Genomic DNA, 15628 nt, shown 5'->3' with positions numbered 1-15628 from the left:
CTGCACAGGGGACTGGCGCGATCGAGATCCGAAGCGGATCGTGATCTCATGACCACTCCCCGCAATGCGATCTACGGTTGGGTCCCTGACCTGCCCGATCAGCGGGACCACCTGTTCTCGGCGGCCCCGACCACCACCCCGCTGCCCGCGAAGGTCGACCTCCGTGGTCAGTGTCCACCCGCGATCTACGACCAGGGCGCCCTGGGCAGCTGTACGGCGAACGCGATCGGCACCGGGTTCGAGTACACCCTGATCAAGCACGGGTTGGAGATCTTCACCCCGTCCCGGCTGTTCGTCTACTACAACGAGCGGGTCATCCTCGGCACCGTCGACAGCGACAGCGGCGCCATGATCCGCGACGGCATCAAGTCCGTGGCCAAGCAGGGCGTCTGCCCGGAGCCCGACTGGCCCTACGACATCGCCCGGTTCACGGAGCGGCCCCCTGCCAGCTGCTACGAGACCGCGCTCGACCACCGGGTGACCGCCTACAAGCGGGTGCCCCAGACCCTGCGCCAGCTGAAGAGCTGCCTCGCGCAGGGCTACCCGATCGTCTTCGGATTCGCGGTGTACGAGAGCTTCGAGTCCCCCGAGGTCAGCGGCACCGGCACGGTACCCATGCCGGACGTCGACTCCGAGCAGATGCTCGGCGGGCACGCGGTGCTGTGCGTGGGCTACGACGACGAGACGATGCGGTTCCTGGTGCGCAACTCGTGGGGCGAGCGCTGGGGCGACCGGGGCTACTTCACGATGCCGTACCCGTATCTGACCGACTCCACGCTGTCGCGCGACTTCTGGATGATGACGCGGACAACGTGATCGGGGGCGGCGGGCGGCGGCCGGTGGGGGCCGCCTCCCGCCGCGCACTCCGGGCAGGCCGCGCGGACCGGGCAGGCCGCAGACTCCGGGCAGGCCGCGCGGACCGGGCAGGCCGCAGACTCCGGGCAGGCCGCGCGGACCGGGCACGCCACGCCCGCCGGGCGACGCGCCCCCGCCCCGTCACACCCCGAAGAACGCCCGCGCCCCCTCGGGCAGCACCACGTCCACGGTCCCGGCGTGCCGTGCCTCCCACACCTCCCGCGTCATGCGCATCCGCACCATGTCATCGGCCCCGACCCCGTCGCGCGCGTGCCGTCCGAGCCCGTTGTCCACGTACCCCACGGCCCGCGACACCCCGAGCGACGCCGCGTTGTCGTGCCACGCCTCGGTCTCGGCGACCAGCGCCCCGAGCCCGTCGAACGCCAGCGCCAACGCCGCCACCCGCATGGCCTTCCCGATCCCCAGCCCCCGGAACTCCGTCCCCAGCCAGGACGCGGTCTCCACGGTCCGCAGGGTCGCGAAGTCGGCGGCCTCCAGGTTCTGCGCCCCGGCGATCCGCCCTCCGACCCGGACGGTCAGGTCCAGGCACCAGCTCTCGGGCCGCCAGGTGCCGAGGTGGCGCCAGTAGTACTGGTGCACGGCCCGGCCCGAGCGCCCCTCGGCGAGCCCGAACGTCGGCAGTCCCGGGTCGAGTTCGACGTCCGGGGGCATCAGGTCGGCCAGGGTCAGCAGGTCGGCGTCGACGGTCGGGGTGAGCACGACCTCGCCCACGGAGAGTCGGAGGTCGGAGACGGGCCAGTAGGTCATGCCCGCATCGTCGCAGCCCGCCTGCCGCGCCGCACCCGAAAAACCGGCCGGGGGGCTACCGCCGGAACGCGCTCCGATACGCGGCCGGGGACACCCCGACGACACCGTGCAGGTGCTGGCGCAGCGAGGTGGCGGTGCCGAACCCGGCCCGTTCGGCGATCCGGTCGACGGACAGGTCGGTGGTCTCCAGGAGCTGGCGGGCCCGTTCGACGCGCTGGGCGGCGAGCCACCGGGCGGGGCTGAGTCCGGTCTCCTCCCGGAACCGCCGGGTGAACGTGCGCACGCTCATCCGGGCGTGCGCGGCCATGGCCCGCAGGTCGAGGTCGTCCTCCAGGCGGGTCAGCGCCCAGCCCCGGGTCGGCCCGGTGCTGGCGTCCCCGGTCTCGGGCACGGGCCGCTCGATGAACTGGGACTGCCCGCCGTCCCGCCACGACGGCACCACGCACCGCCGGGCGGCCCGGTTGGCGACCTCGCTGCCGTGGTCGGACCGGATCACGTGCAGGCACAGGTCGATGCCGGCGGCCACCCCGGCGGAGGTCAGCACCCGCCCGCCGTCGACGAACAACACATCAGGATCAAGATCCACATGTGGGTACCGGGCCCGGAACAGCTCCGCGTAGTCCCAGTGCGTGGTGGCCCGCAGCCCGTCGAGCAGCCCCGCCTCGGCCAGCACGAACGCCCCGGTACAGATGGACATGATCCGCCCGGGGAACTCCCGCAGCGCCCGCAGCACCGGCCCGGGCGTCCCGCCGTCCCGGACGAGCTGCGACCGGCCGTGCACCCCGGGCACGATCACGGTGTCGGCCGTGGCCAGCGCCTCCAGCCCGAGGTCGGGCACGACGGTGAACCCGCCCCCGGCGGCACGCACCGGGCCGAGCCCGACGGTGACCACCTCGTAGTAGGGCGCGCCCAGCCCCATGGGGTCGACATCGGACCACCCGTCGGCCCCGGGCACCCACACCCCGCTCGCCGCGAGCTCAGCGGCCTCCTCCGCGCGGTCCTCCGCCGGCGACCACCGACCCCGACCACCCGGGGCCTCCCGCCGGCCCGGGCCTCCTTCCAGGGCTCCCGGGCCGCCGCCGCGCCCCGCGACCGGCCCGTCCCCGCGCCCCGCGGCCCGCCCGTCCCCGCGACCCGCGCCCCGACCGCCGTCGCGGCCCGCGGCCCGCCCGTCCCCGCGACCCGTGCCCCGCCCTCCGTCGCGACCCGGGCCCTCGACGCCGTCCCCGCGCCGGCTCTCCCAGCGGCTTCCCGACCGTCCGCCCGGGGTGTCCCAACCGGACCGTTCCCCACTGTCGGCGCCCCGGGAGACCTGGCCGACACCCCACGGGTTCGACACCGGGTCCGCGCTCCGCCCGCGCCCGGAGCCCGGGCGGACGGCATCTCCGACGTGGCCAGCGTCAGGCCTCCCCCGGGTGGCCAGGTCGGCGTGACCCGGCTCCGGTCGGTCCCGGGCACGGTCACCGGCGGCGCCGTCCCCGACCGGCCCGCCCACCGGAGGGCGCTCGCGGGCCGCGCCGAACACCTGGGCCGGCGTCCCCAGGTCGAACGCCACGAACAGGTCGAGGGCGACGACGGCCACCCGGTGCGGTCTCATGGCCCGATTCTTTCACACATTGGCTTTCGGGCCACTCCCCCGCCGGGCCCCGGGCACGGAGGATGACCGGGTGAGAACACTCCACCGCGCCTGGGTCATCGCCGCCGTCATCCTCGTGGCCATCGTCGGGGCGGCCGGCTTCCGCGCCACCCCCGGCGTCCTGATCACCCCGTTGCAGGAGGAGTTCGGCTGGTCCCGGAGCACCATCTCGGCGGCCGTCTCCGTCAACCTGCTGCTGTTCGGCCTGACCGCGCCGTTCGCGGCGGCCCTGATGGAGAAGCTCGGGGTCCGGCGGGTGGTCGCCGGGGCGCTGGTGCTGGTGGCGACCGGCAGCGGGCTGACCGTGTTCATGACGTCGAGCTGGCAGCTGATCCTGTGCTGGGGCGTGCTGGTCGGGCTCGGTACCGGCTCGATGGCGCTCGCGCTCGTCGCCACGATCACCGGCCGGTGGTTCACGAAGCACCGGGGCGTGGTCACGGGCGTGCTGACGGCCGGCGGGGCCACCGGACAGTTGATCTTCCTGCCGCTGCTGGCGTTCCTGGCCCAGGAGAACGGCTGGCGGGTCGCCGCGCTCAGCGTCGCCGGGTCCGCGCTCGCGGTCGCACCCCTGGTCTGGTTCTTCGTCCGGGACCGGCCGCGCGACGTGGGCGTGCTGCCGTACGGGGCGACCGAGGAACCGCCGGTCGTGCCGCTGGCTCCGGGCGGAGCGGCCCGGCGTGCGGTGGGAGCGCTGCGCACGGCGGCGCGGACCCGCTCCTTCTGGTTCCTCGCCGGGGGTTTCGCGATCTGCGGGGCCAGCACGAACGGCCTGGTCGGCACGCACTTCATCCCGGCCGCGCACGACCACGGCATGGCCGAGACCACCGCGTCCGGGCTGCTGGCCCTCGTCGGCGTGTTCGACATCGTCGGCACGATCGTGGCCGGCTGGCTGTCGGACCGGATGGACTCCCGCAAACTCCTCGCCTGGTACTACCTGCTGCGCGGCCTGTCCCTGCTCGTCCTGCCCAGCCTGTTCGCCGCCACCACGAGGCCGAACATGCTGATCTTCATCGTGTTCTACGGCCTGGACTGGGTGGCGACCGTGCCGCCGACCGTGGCGCTGTGCCGGGAGGTGTTCGGCGAGGCCGGCCCCGTGGTGTTCGGCTGGGTGTTCGCGGCCCACCAGATCGGCGCGGCGGTCGCGGCCGTGGGCGCCGGCCTGATCCGCGACTCGTTCGGCCACTACGACGCGGCCTGGTACGTCGCCGGGGCGCTGTGCTTCGCCGCCACCGCGTTCTCCCTGGGGGTACGCGGAAGGACCCGGGTCCTGGTCCCGGCGGGCGGGTGAGGGCGCGTCCACGGTCGCGTGCCCCGGCCGGCGAACGCCGACAAAAGTCCCATGCCGTCGTCGCGGTCGGCGTCTAGGGTTGCCCCATGATCCCCGACCTGCCCATCGAGACGGACCGACTGCTCCTGCGGGCGTACGCCCCGGGCGACGTCGACGACCTGTACGCCTTCGAGTCCCTGCCCGAGATGCACCGCTACGTCTACTCGGTCCCCCGCACCCGCGACCAGGTCGCCACGATGATCACCGAACGCGCCGGCCGGACCGCCCTGACCGCCGAGGGCGACTTCGTCGGCCTGGTCGTGGAGCTGAGGGAGACCGGCACCGTGATCGGTACCGTCGTCCTCAAGTGGGCGAGCGCCGAGCACCGCCAGGGCGAGATCGGCTACGCCCTGCACCCGGCGTACCACGGGAAGGGTCTCGCTCTGGAGGCGGCGACCCCGCTGCTCCGGCTCGGTTTCGAGGGCCTGGGCCTGCACCGGATGTACGGGCGGATCGACGGCCGCAACACCGCCTCGGCGAAGCTGCTGGAACGGCTCGGGATGCGCCGCGAGGCCCACCTCGTGCAGAACGAGTTCGTCAAGGGCGAGTGGACCGACGAGATGGTCTACGCGGTGCTGGCTAGCGAATGGCGTTCTTCTTCCTGATGCCCCAGACCACCACGCCGAGGATCACGGCGGACACCAGGCCCAGGCACAGCCAGGTCATGAAGCTCGGGTAGCTGGACGAGGAGCCGCTGACGCCGTGGCCGCCGGATCCGCCGCCGGACCGGTAGCCGCCCGACCGGCCGCCGCTCTTGCTGCCGCCGCCGCCCCGACCCCCGCTGCCGCCACCCTTCGCGAAGGCCGTGGCGGGCAGGATGATCAGGCTGAAATAGACGGTCGTGGCGATGGTCGCGACTCGGCGCACGTGTCCCCCGGGTGATCGACGGCGAGAACCCCAGGATGGGAGCCCCGGTCGCGGACGTCAAGCGTTGTCGATCCAGGTCACGCTGTGCGCCTCCGTGACGTCCGGAGTCTCCCACTTCGCGGCGAGCCGGCCGATCACCGCGTCGGGCACCGGGGCCGGTCGGGCGCGGTTGCGGGCCCGGAGCACGGCGGGCGGCGCCTCCAGGGCCACCAGGTCGACCCGGCCGCCGTCCGCGGTGACTCAGGCCGCTGGCCCCAGGTCCGCTCCCGCATAAAGCTACTCACCGCCATATTGAGCTGGAAGAGCGCGTTCTGCACAGCAGCCAGTCTCAGCGGCCACATCACTATCGAGCAGTCGTGCAGCAGTCAGCGGTACCCCCTCAGCGCGTCCGCCCGCAACAGTGCTTGAACTTTGTTCCATAGCTGGGAGTGCACACACATGTACTGTTCTGCGGCGGCGGCACCACCTTGAGCGGAACAACCGACATTACCAACTTTCCTTTTTCTGCAGCGCGAAGAAGATTGGCGGGGTCCTCCCAGGACATACCTGTCAGATTTCGCCCGATCATTATGATAAGAATTCCCGTACGGCAAGCCTGATACCAATCGGAGATAAAACTCAGAGGTGCATTCGAGATGAATTCCAGGCCTTTCGCTGCAACAGTGACTTTGTCGCCGTTCAGGATGGCCGAGAGTCCGTTTGCCGCGCTATGAATAAGAGTTTCATCTATCCTGAACTGTCTCTGCCCTAACGATCCGAAGTCTCGAACATCGAAAAATCCAGCGCTTTTGAGTGAATCAAGCCACACGTCCGTGACACCTTGACCCTCGACCGCACCAAATCCTCCATAACTGTCCACAACTATCTGAGCAAGCGACGGGTCGTCCCCTTGGATAGCACATTCAATTTCCATCCGGACCGACTTGTCGATCTCAAGCTCAGGGTCAACAATGACCATCGACTGAGCACAGCGGTTATGGGCCAAGCGCAGAACGAGGCCGTCGTCACAGGGTGACAGCTGAAGGATTAAGTTTGCTGTGCCGACCAGGGATACAGGCAGGTGGCAGGCGAAACACGATTGTCGCGATGTCTCCATTCGATCAATGATCTCGCCTATTTCAGGCAGGTTCATCGCGCCCCGAACTTCTTCGGACACCTGAATTCGCCGACGCCTGGAGGATTTCGCATTCACATCGGCCGTGTCATCCACAAGGAATAGAGATCGGAAGGCCGCAATTGTTCCCTTCCGAGCACCGAGCGCCTCTAGGCTGCTCCAGAATTGCCCAAAGGGGTCTTCGAGTGCGAGATTGACAGGGAGTTCGAGGGGCAGAACTTGAGCGGCAGACTTCCAATCGCGCAATGATTCGAATGCTTCTCGTGCCTGGCGCGCAAGACCCACGGCGGATTGAGCGTATGGCGCTCCGGAGACTTTTGCAAGATGCTTCAGACACGTCGCCTGCAGATGGACATCCTTGCCCGACCGGGCGAGCCGCAAGGCTTGTTCGAAATGAGGAACAGCCTCATCAGCCCTGTTGTTTTCGGCGAGCCATGCTCCGATGTTACTGTGGGACACCGCTTCAAGCTCGGGCATGTTGAGCAACTTGGCGTTTTCAAGCAAGCTCTTTAGTTCGTCGATGGAGGCCGCTGAATCACCCAGGAAGTTCCGACAACTGGCGGCATTGGCCTTATAAGCGGTCAAGCGTCGGAAGCTTTTCAGTTTGCCGGCAATCGGTATCGCAACTTCGTACTCCGCCAACGCTTCCACCCAATTGCCCATACGAGCCAGGGTGGTCGCCAAGGCGGCATGGCATTCCATTCGGTCGCCGTCACTGGCGACATCATTGGCGAGAGCGACGCTGATGCGCGCGCTTTCGAGCGCCTCGTCGAACAGGTCACTTCGGGAGAGTATGGTGGCCAGGCTGCGATGACCCAGCATGTGCACTCGGGGTGCGTCAGTCACCGTTACAGCCCGCAGTGCACGTTGAATCTCATTCTCCGCTTCCGCCAATTGATTTTGGCGTAGAAGCGCCTCCGCGAGATGAATTAGGTACAGACACTCTTCCTCGCGGTGTAAAAAGAGCTCCGGAGAGTCGAGGATCTCGCGAAGCAAAGGCTCCGCCTCATGCGCGTTGCCGTTCTCCAAGAGATAGTCGGCCTGGGAGGCTTTGACTCGCATTACCAGGACAAAACTCTTGGAACTATCAGCTGACTCCTTGGCCTCGGAAAGGAACTCCTCCACACGGCCCACTTGCCCAATACCACTGAAGATGCCGGCCAGGTTGAGCGAGGACATCGTATCGCGCATAGCATCGCCGATACTCCGGGCGAGGTCACGACATTCAATAAAGCATTCGATCGCCGCAGGGGACTCGCCAAGCTTTTGGCTGTATTCGCCAAGGTGTTCGAGGCTCCGGCAGAGGAATGGAATGTCGCCTATTGCCCGAAATATCTCTGCAGCCTGGACCATGTAGTCTCGGGCAGCTAGGGTGTTACCGCTCTCGTCCTCGTACTGGCCCACGGTAATCAGCGCTAGACCTTCGGCACCGCGATTTCCAGCCAGTTGAGCAATTCGAAGTGTTTCAGCAGCCTCTTGTCGCGCAAGATTCGGATGCCCTGTAGCGCTATACAGTCTGGCTAGAGCCCGCCGCGCAACCTCGGGAACTGTCACGGATCTCTTGTCGGCAAGGCGCACCGCATTGTCCAGATATCGCTTCGCAATACGCCATTCTGCGATTGTCATGTAGGCTACGCCGAGGTTCGTGAGCGTTTCGACGTGAAGTTGAGGGTCCCCATTGAGATCCCACCCAGCCAGTACCAGCTTGAGCCGTTCGATTGCTTCACTCGGGTAGCCTAGATTCAGCATGAGTGTAGCCAAGGCCGTGAGTGACAGGCAAGCACTGCGGCTGTGGTTGTTGCTATTCGCTATTCGGTAGGCGCGTTCCAGAAGCTCAACTGCTTCACGCGTTTCGCCTATGTGCGATGCGGACTCCGCGAGCGTGCGCAGGGCGAAGATCTCCCAACCGATATGCTCGATCTGCCGGGCGACCCCTAGCGTCGTGTGGTGCATTTCCCAGATGTCGCCCCAAAAGCCTCGATGACGGAAGATGAACGTCGCGTGGTGGGCGAGAGTCAGTGACTCCTGCATCATTGCGCGTTCGCAGGCGAGTTGGATACAGCCGAGGACGGCGCGCCGGTCAAGATCGATTTCGGCAACAACCTCAGGACTGAGCGCCTCTAGACGGTTATGGTCTTCGCTATCGACGGCCTGAAAGGCTAATTGGGCAGCTGCTGCATACGCGAGACAAACTATACCGATGACCCGCTGGCGGAAGTCCGTCGCCGAATCGGATTGGTGGCGGCAGAACCGATGCAGTATGCCGTGAAGCCCAAAATGGCGAGGTCCGTACTGCTCAATGAGATTTCGTTCGAACAGCCCGTCCAGCAGTTCGACGGTTGTTTCGATCGACTCGTCATTCACCTGATCCAGCGAGCCAGAACTTGCGGCGGCGAGCGCGAGGACATTGATCGGCGCGGCGGGAAGGGCGCCGAACATCTGCATCAGTTCAGACATGGGACTCGGGAGCGCCTCAAAAGAATCTCGAATGATCGCATCAACCGAGGCGTCACCCGCCGACCAGTGTTTCAGTCCTTTCGATGGATGCCTCAATTGGTCGATGTAGGTCACAACGGCAATGTGACGCCGTGAGCGCAGTCGCCCGGCCGCGATACGGATAGCGAGTGGAAGGCCACCGGCCAGCCTGGCGATTTCATAGGCTTGATCCTCAGTGACGCGCCCTGGTCCCGCTGTGGCCATGAGTAGGCAGGCAGCGTCGAAATCCGGCAACGGGCCGAGGCGAAGCCATCGCCGCTCTCCCTCGACGAGGCCGCTGAGGCGTGATCGGCTCGTGCAGACCAAGGTGACGCTGGAGCCAACTTCTTCAAGGTCGCGAACTTGCTGTTCGTCCGTCACATCGTCGGCAACGAGGAGAATCCGCCTGTGGCCCAGCAGTGCATGGATTCGACTGAGCTGGCCAGATCGTGACACCGTCGCACTCGGCGGATCGGTGTCGATCAAATCCAGTAGCGCGGCAAACGTGGGGCTGGCGGTCCCACGGGCGCTTGTCGTCCGCTCGCCCAGACGGAGCATCAGTTGGCCATCGGCGAACTTGTCAATTAGAAGGTGGGCGATCCGGATGGCCAGCGTCGTCTTCCCCACCCCTGCAGCTCCGGTGATGATGAGACTGAGACCAGCGGATCGCTCATCTAACGGATCGAGGGCGTCCACACCGAGCCGGATCGCCTCATCCCGTCCGATTAGTACCGGTTCATCGCGTGGCAGTCGATTCGAGAGTCCAGCCAGAGCCGCATTGACCGACGAGATCTGGATAATCTTCACCTGGCTGTTGTCAATGTAGATGTCACCAGGGGCCGCGAAGCTGGGTGGCACATCGGCCGTTGCCGCGGAGGACATCTTCACCCTGACAGAGTGGGGGCCATATGCGCCTACCTGAAGGCTACCGTCGTTCACTGGCCGCCCTCAGCTAGATCGTGACATTGCCGTTGACGGTTCCGATCGATACGGCCTTGTGGACGGTGGAACCTGGCCCGATGTTGATCCCCAGCGTGGCTGCGCCTTCGGCATGCAGGCGGTCAAGTAACGCCTCAAGGTCCCGACGAAGACGCTGGTCGGCTGTGACCATCTCCTCAAGCAGCTTCGACAGCGTCTCTCGCGATACGCCATCGGCAGGTGAGACCTGAGCGGCGTCAAGGACCTGGAGCTGTTTTCCGTTGAAGCGCAACCGGATGCGCTGCACCAGGCTCGTCAAGGTGTTCCACGTGGAGTCTCCGGCCCGAGATGACACCGATTCCCACGCTTTAGTCGCGAGCACTGCCGATGCCGCCACAGCGAGATCTGTGATCTCCAAGGAAACTCCCCGTTCAGTATCCAGGCCATGCGGCCATGGTCAAGAGAAGTCGATATTAAGACCAATGGCAGCAGCAAAGCGGGGTATGTCGCTTTATGGACAGGCCTCGTCCAGGCCTTCAGTGGCGCGAACTGCCACTCGGGGGCCACCGGCCAGGTAGTGACCCCTGCCTCGTGACCTCAGCCGCGGCTGGCCCCGGCGTCCCGCGCCCGCAGCTCCACCACGAGGTCGATCATCTCCGCGAACTCCGCCCCGTCGGACGTCAGCAGCTCCCGGGCCTCGGCCGCCGGCACGGCCCGTACCTCCAGGATCTGTTCCCCGTCCTCGGGGTTCGTCGGCGCCCCGTCGAGGGTCACGTCGGCGTACACCCACAGCCACGCCCGCTCCGGGTGCGGCTGCCACGGCTTGTACGGCTCGGGCAGGTCGCTGACCCCCCGGTGCGCCCCGATCAGACCGAGCGGCCCGGCGAGGACCGCCCCGGCCTCCTCGCGCAGCTCCCGCGCCACACAGTCGACAATGGACTCGTTCTCCTCCCGGGTGCCGCCCGGCAGGAACCACACGTCGCGCTTGTCGCGGCAGACCACGATCCGCTCGTCGTCGGGCGCGCCGACGAAGCAGACCACGTGGATGTTGGTCACGAGCGCGTCGGGCGGTTCGGCCGTGGAGAAGACCATGTCGAGGCCGCCCCACTCCCAGCGGGCCGGCGCGTGCAGTACCGGAAAACGTCGTTCGAAGTTCATGAGCCGTGCACCCGGAGGTCGGCCTGCTCGAAGCCCGGGGTCACGACGCAGGACAGCAGGACCTCCTTGTCCCACAACGGTCGCGCCGACTGCCAGGTGCCGCCGGGGACCACCAGTTGCAGCACCTCACCGGCCTCCAGGTCGGGGCCGAGCACCGTCTCGGTCACGTCGCCGGGCTCGTCGCCGGTGCCGCCGGTGCGCAGGAGCAGCGGCCCGCCCAGGTGCCACAGCCACAGCTCGTCGGAGCCCGAGGAGTGCCACAGCGCCTCCTCGCCGGACCGCAGCAGGTAGTGGATGCACGTCGCCGCGGGGCGAACGCCCTGGTCAGGGGAGGTCCAGGTCCGCCGGTACCAGCCGCCGACGGGGTGCGGCTCCAACTGGAGCTGCTCGATGGTCACAGAGTCGCCTTTCGCCAGGCGGCCACGAGGGACCGCACGCTGTCGAACCGCCGCTCCGGATCCGGCTGGCAGGCGACGCCGACCACGTCCAACTGGTCCGCCGTGCCCCGCCACGCCGACTCGTCGTCCTCGCTGTCGAGGAGGGTGCGGAGAATCCGACCCAGGGTGTACACCGTGGTCCGGATGTCGATCACTTTATCCGGTGCGAAGGGGTACTCCTCCGGAGCCATCAGCCGCACGGCCCCCGAGACCTGCTCGGTGGGCGTGAACGGACCCGGCCGGTACTCGTCGAGGTCGCACAGCGCCAGGGTGCCCGTGCCGAAGTCGTAGAGCAGCGCGCCCTCGTTGAGGTCCACGGCCACCAGCCCCGCCCGTTCGACGGCCAGGTGCGCGTCGAGGAGCCGGCCGAGGGCCCGTTCCACCTCGCGGACGGGGCGCTGGCGGAACCGCGACAGCGCGCCGGCCGGGTCCCTTCTGGACCAGCCGGGCTGGTGCAGCACCTCGCCGCGCTGCCACGAGTACACCAGGGCCAGGGTCTCCCCGACCGTGATCGCGTGCCGGAGCGGCACGATCGCCGGGTGCCGGACCATGGCGTGGAACGCGACCGCCCGGCGCAGGGACGCGTCGGCCGACCGGGTGAGGGCGGTCTTCACGAACCAGCGCCGGGCGTCGACCTCGACCCCGTAGGCGACACAGCCCGAACCCTGCTGGTCGAAGGTGCGGAACACCTCCCCGACCCGGTGCAGGTACGGCGCGACGGCGTCTACGGCGGCGATGTCCAGCAGGGGATGCGACATAGGCCAGCATCTTGCCATCTCGGACACCTCACAGGACGGTCCCCGTGTCCGTCGCACTCACGACAGCCCGGGCCCGCAGTCGCCGGGCGAGCAGCACCCCCGCCCCGGCCGCGACGATCAGCACCACCGTGGGCACGACCTCGCCGTGCAGGGTGACCAGCAGGAACCAGGTCCCGCCGCCGAACAGCCCGACCAACGCCCAGAGCATGCCCCGGTCCGCGCGCAGCACCCGGTCCGCCCCGACGAGCACGGCCAGCGCGAAGGGCACGATCACCAGGGCCGGCACCGTGACGGCGAGGTAGCCCCACAGGGTCGCGAACGCCTCGGCCCCGCCCGCCGCTCCCGCCGCCGGATCCGTGAACACCATCTCGGGAACGGTGAACAGGAGCGGCGCCAGGAGCAGTGCCGCCGCGGCCACCGACCACACCGGCGGGCGGGCCGGACGTTCCCGCAGTCCGGCCAGCGCCACGGGTGCGAGCAGCACACCCGCGAGCGCCATCCCCGTCCTGGACGGCTCCCACCACACCATCGCGAGGAACGCGGCCGAGGCCGGCACCGCGAGGTACGGCACCGCCACAGGCCACCACCGCCACGCCGCCGCCGCCAGCAGCACCAGCGCGTGGCCGGCGAGCATCGGCGTGAGGTCCCCGTTCGCGACCTGGAACGGCAGCAGCACCGCCGAGACCGCCGCCCCCACCCCGAGCGCGACGGTGGTGACCGCGCCCGCGCCGAGCGCCCGGGCCGCCCCGGACCGCACCGCCAGGAACAGCACCCCGACCGCGGCGAGCAGCTGCAGCGGGGCCGTGGCGTGACCGCTCAGGAAGAAGGTGCCCCCCTCGACCCCCCAGTCGTCCAACGTCAGGAACCAGGGCATGGCGAGCCAGGTCGCCGGCAGCAGGAGCACCGCCACCGCCCACAACCACCCGCTGGCGCCCCGACGGCGGTGGGCGAGCAGCCCGGCGGCGACCATGGCCGCGAGCGCGCAGAGCGCGGGCAGCAGGGGGTAGCCGACCAGTTTGACGTACCCGTAGCTGCCGTCGCCCGCGTCCCACCGGAACACCCCGCCGGCGATCCCGCCCCGGCCGGTCACGTCCGTGATCGACAGGGCCGCCCAGCCGAGGCCGCCCGCGACCGCGACCAGGCGCACGGGGACCCGCGTGACCGAGTCCCGGGTGCCCAGGAAGGCGACCGCGCCCAGCAGCACGTACGCGCCGAAGGTCGCCGGGGACATGCTCCGGCCCTGGTTCGGGTCGTTCGTGAACAGGGTGGTGGACGTCAGCCCGGACACGAACTGGCCGGCGACGGTGCCCGCCAGGGCCACGCCCGTCAGCACCCGGCCGACCGACCGGGGCAGCACCGCCCAGCCGAGGGCGGCGACGAGCCAGACCACCGCGGTGCCGGCGACGAAGTAGAACCACCAGGTGACCGGGAACCCGGCGCGCAGCTCCCACGCCCGGCGCATCAGCTCGACGCCCGACAGGCAGGTGATCAGGAACAACGCGATCGGCGTGGCGAGCCGCAGCCCGGTCTCCACCCCGGTGTGCCGGTCCAGGCCGAGCCGGCGGCGCAGGCCGCTGCCGATCAGGTCGGCGGCGTCGCCCAGGGTCGGGCGGGTCTGGCCGGGCCGGGCCCCGTCGAGGAGGGTGGCGACGACCTGGTCGCCGTGTTCGGCACGGAAATCAGAGGGGTACGCGCGCAGCAGCGCGCGGTAACGACGCTCCAGCATGGCTCTGTCTCCTAGGTGGTGGCGAGTCGGGGGGCGGGGCTGGTCCGGACGCTCAGCCGGGCGGTGGCCTCGGCGGCGTTGCGGGCGAGCCTCTCGGCCTCCTCGGCGAGGGTCGCGGCGCCGGAGTCGGTCAGCCGGTAGTACCTCCGGAGGCGGCCGTCGACGACCTCCTCGCGGTCGGGGGCGACCTGGCCGGCGGTGGTGAGCCGGTCGAGGGCCGCGTAGAGGGTGCCGGCGCGCAGGGTGAGCCGGCCGGCGGACAGGGCGGTGACCTCGGTGATCACGCCGTAGCCGTGCAGGGGGCCACCGGCGAGCGCGGTGAGGATGAGAAACGTCGGTTCCTGAATGGACTGGGCCATGGGCCCAATATACCGTCCGTCGGCATATACCGCCAGACATAGACAGAGAATCTCCTCTTGTCTTTGATCTTTACACGTACTAGCTTGCTGTAAACCGCTCGCGAAAAGAGGTCCGTCGATGACCGCTCCCGACTGGCAGGACGGCAAGCGCTACCTGTGGCCCCTGGGTCTGCTGGTGCCCCTGATCCCGTTCGGCGCCTGGCTCGGCGTGCTCCTCACCGGCTCCCCGGTGTTCTGGTGGGTCGGGCCGATCCTGGTGTTCGTCGTGTTCCCCCTGGTGGACACGATCGTCGGCCAGGACACCGAGAACCCGCCCGAGGCGGAGATCCCGGGCCTGGAGGCGGACAGGTACTACCGGTGGTGCACCTACCTCTACCTGCCCGTCCAGTACGTGTCCCTGGTGCTCGCCTGCTGGCTGTGGACCCGCCCCGAACTGGGCGTCGTCGACCGGATCGGGCTCGCCGTCAGCGTCGGCTGCGTCAGCGGGATCGCGATCAACACCGCCCACGAACTCGGTCACAAGCGCGAGAACGTGGAGCGCTGGCTCAGCCGGATCGCGCTCGCCCAGACCGGCTACGGCCACTTCTACGTCGAACACAACCGGGGCCACCACGTCCGGGTCGCCACTCCCGAGGACCCGGCCAGCTCCCGGCTCGGCGAGAGCTTCTGGGCGTTCCTGCCCCGCTCGGTCGTCGGCAGCGCCCGGTCGGCGTGGAAGCTGGAGTTCGCCCGGCTCCGGCGCGGCGGCGGCAACCCGTGGACCTGGCGCAACGACGTGCTCACCTCGTGGGCGATGACCCTGGTGCTGTTCGCCGCGCTCCTGGCCGCCTTCGGACCGGGCATCTGGCCGTACCTGCTGATCCAGGCCGTGTTCGGCTTCTCGCTCCTGGAGGTCGTCAACTACCTGGAGCACTACGGGCTGTCCCGGCAGCGCGAGACCACCGGCCGGTACGAGAAGGTCCGCCCCTCGCACTCCTGGAACTCCAACCAGGTGCCGAGCAACCTACTGCTCTTCCACCTCCAGCGGCACAGCGACCACCACACGTACCCGACCCGGCGGTACCAGTCGCTCCGGCACTTCGACGAGGCCCCGCAGCTCCCGTCCGGGTACCCCCTGATGATCGTCCTGGCCTGGGTGACCCCGCTCTGGCGCCGCGTCATGGACCCCCGGGTCCTCGCCCACTACGGCGGGGATCTGAGCCGGACCAACCGGGGGCCGCAATAGGATCG

The 15628-nt window shown here is 68.7% G+C and carries 14 protein-coding genes and 1 pseudogene; 4 read left to right on the top strand and 11 right to left on the bottom strand.

Translation table 11 applies throughout. The annotated features are described in order from the left end of the window. Positions 1 to 48 precede the first annotated feature (48 nt). Positions 49 to 816 (top strand): C1 family peptidase, encoded by a 768-nt coding sequence (locus PT931_RS27450; RefSeq protein ID WP_363724222.1) that lies wholly within the window; start codon positions 49 to 51, stop codon positions 814 to 816. 180 nt (positions 817 to 996) lie between these two features. Here the strand turns inward: PT931_RS27450 and PT931_RS27445 are convergent, their stop codons facing one another. Beyond that, entirely contained in the window at positions 997 to 1623 is a 627-nt protein-coding gene (locus tag PT931_RS27445) for a GNAT family N-acetyltransferase (RefSeq protein WP_456248594.1), read from the bottom strand. Positions 1624 to 1678: 55 nt separating this feature from the next. Next, positions 1679 to 2527: pseudogene (locus PT931_RS27440) on the bottom strand (helix-turn-helix domain-containing protein); the annotation flags it as partial. Between the two features lie 712 nt (positions 2528 to 3239). Between PT931_RS27440 and PT931_RS27435 the strand changes: the two are divergent. Continuing rightward, entirely contained in the window at positions 3240 to 4547 is a 1308-nt protein-coding gene (locus PT931_RS27435; RefSeq protein ID WP_456248593.1) for an MFS transporter, read from the top strand. Between the two features lie 86 nt (positions 4548 to 4633). Then, positions 4634 to 5191, top strand: a complete 558-nt coding sequence (locus PT931_RS27430) for a GNAT family N-acetyltransferase (RefSeq protein ID WP_456248592.1) — start codon at positions 4634 to 4636, stop codon at positions 5189 to 5191. Here the strand turns inward: PT931_RS27430 and PT931_RS27425 are convergent. From PT931_RS27425 to PT931_RS27385, 9 genes are all read right to left on the bottom strand, one after another. After that, on the bottom strand, positions 5166 to 5453 hold the full coding sequence (locus PT931_RS27425; RefSeq protein ID WP_456248591.1) for a hypothetical protein: 288 nt from the start codon (positions 5451 to 5453) through the stop codon (positions 5166 to 5168). The two genes, PT931_RS27430 and PT931_RS27425, sit on opposite strands and share 26 nt — an antisense overlap. Before the next feature lie 57 nt (positions 5454 to 5510). Continuing rightward, positions 5511 to 5663 carry a hypothetical protein gene (locus tag PT931_RS27420; RefSeq protein ID WP_456248590.1) on the bottom strand — a complete coding sequence of 51 codons (153 nt, stop codon included), beginning with the start codon at positions 5661 to 5663 and terminating at the stop codon, positions 5511 to 5513. Positions 5664 to 5832: 169 nt separating this feature from the next. Beyond that, complete coding sequence (locus PT931_RS27415; RefSeq protein ID WP_456248589.1) at positions 5833 to 9849, bottom strand: NB-ARC domain-containing protein; 4017 nt, start codon at positions 9847 to 9849, stop codon at positions 5833 to 5835. Between the two features lie 145 nt (positions 9850 to 9994). Then, on the bottom strand, positions 9995 to 10378 hold the full coding sequence (locus PT931_RS27410; protein WP_456248588.1) for a hypothetical protein: 384 nt from the start codon (positions 10376 to 10378) through the stop codon (positions 9995 to 9997). Between the two features lie 179 nt (positions 10379 to 10557). Further along, positions 10558 to 11118: an NUDIX hydrolase gene (locus PT931_RS27405; RefSeq protein WP_456248587.1), complete on the bottom strand. Its 561-nt coding sequence runs from the start codon at positions 11116 to 11118 to the stop codon at positions 10558 to 10560. After that, on the bottom strand, positions 11115 to 11516 hold the full coding sequence (locus PT931_RS27400) for a cupin domain-containing protein (protein WP_456248586.1): 402 nt from the start codon (positions 11514 to 11516) through the stop codon (positions 11115 to 11117). The genes PT931_RS27405 and PT931_RS27400 overlap by 4 nt, the downstream gene beginning before the upstream one ends. Continuing rightward, the gene (locus PT931_RS27395) at positions 11513 to 12313 is read right to left on the bottom strand and encodes a serine/threonine protein kinase (protein ID WP_456248585.1); all 801 of its coding nucleotides are present in this window, start codon (positions 12311 to 12313) and stop codon (positions 11513 to 11515) included. Before PT931_RS27395 ends, PT931_RS27400 begins: the two co-directional genes overlap by 4 nt. Before the next feature lie 28 nt (positions 12314 to 12341). Further along, positions 12342 to 14039, bottom strand: a complete 1698-nt coding sequence (locus tag PT931_RS27390) for a hypothetical protein (RefSeq protein ID WP_456248584.1) — start codon at positions 14037 to 14039, stop codon at positions 12342 to 12344. Between the two features lie 11 nt (positions 14040 to 14050). Then, the gene (locus PT931_RS27385; protein ID WP_456248583.1) at positions 14051 to 14398 is read right to left on the bottom strand and encodes a PadR family transcriptional regulator; all 348 of its coding nucleotides are present in this window, start codon (positions 14396 to 14398) and stop codon (positions 14051 to 14053) included. A 118-nt stretch (positions 14399 to 14516) separates the two neighbouring features. On the opposite strand from PT931_RS27385, the gene PT931_RS27380 reads away from it, so the two are divergent. Further along, positions 14517 to 15623: an alkane 1-monooxygenase gene (locus PT931_RS27380; RefSeq protein WP_456248582.1), complete on the top strand. Its 1107-nt coding sequence runs from the start codon at positions 14517 to 14519 to the stop codon at positions 15621 to 15623. Positions 15624 to 15628 lie beyond the last annotated feature (5 nt).

The sequence above is a fragment of the Longispora urticae genome (assembly GCF_053902585.1).
Note: the sequence above shows the minus strand (reverse complement) of the source record. Positions and strands in the feature narration are given on the sequence as shown.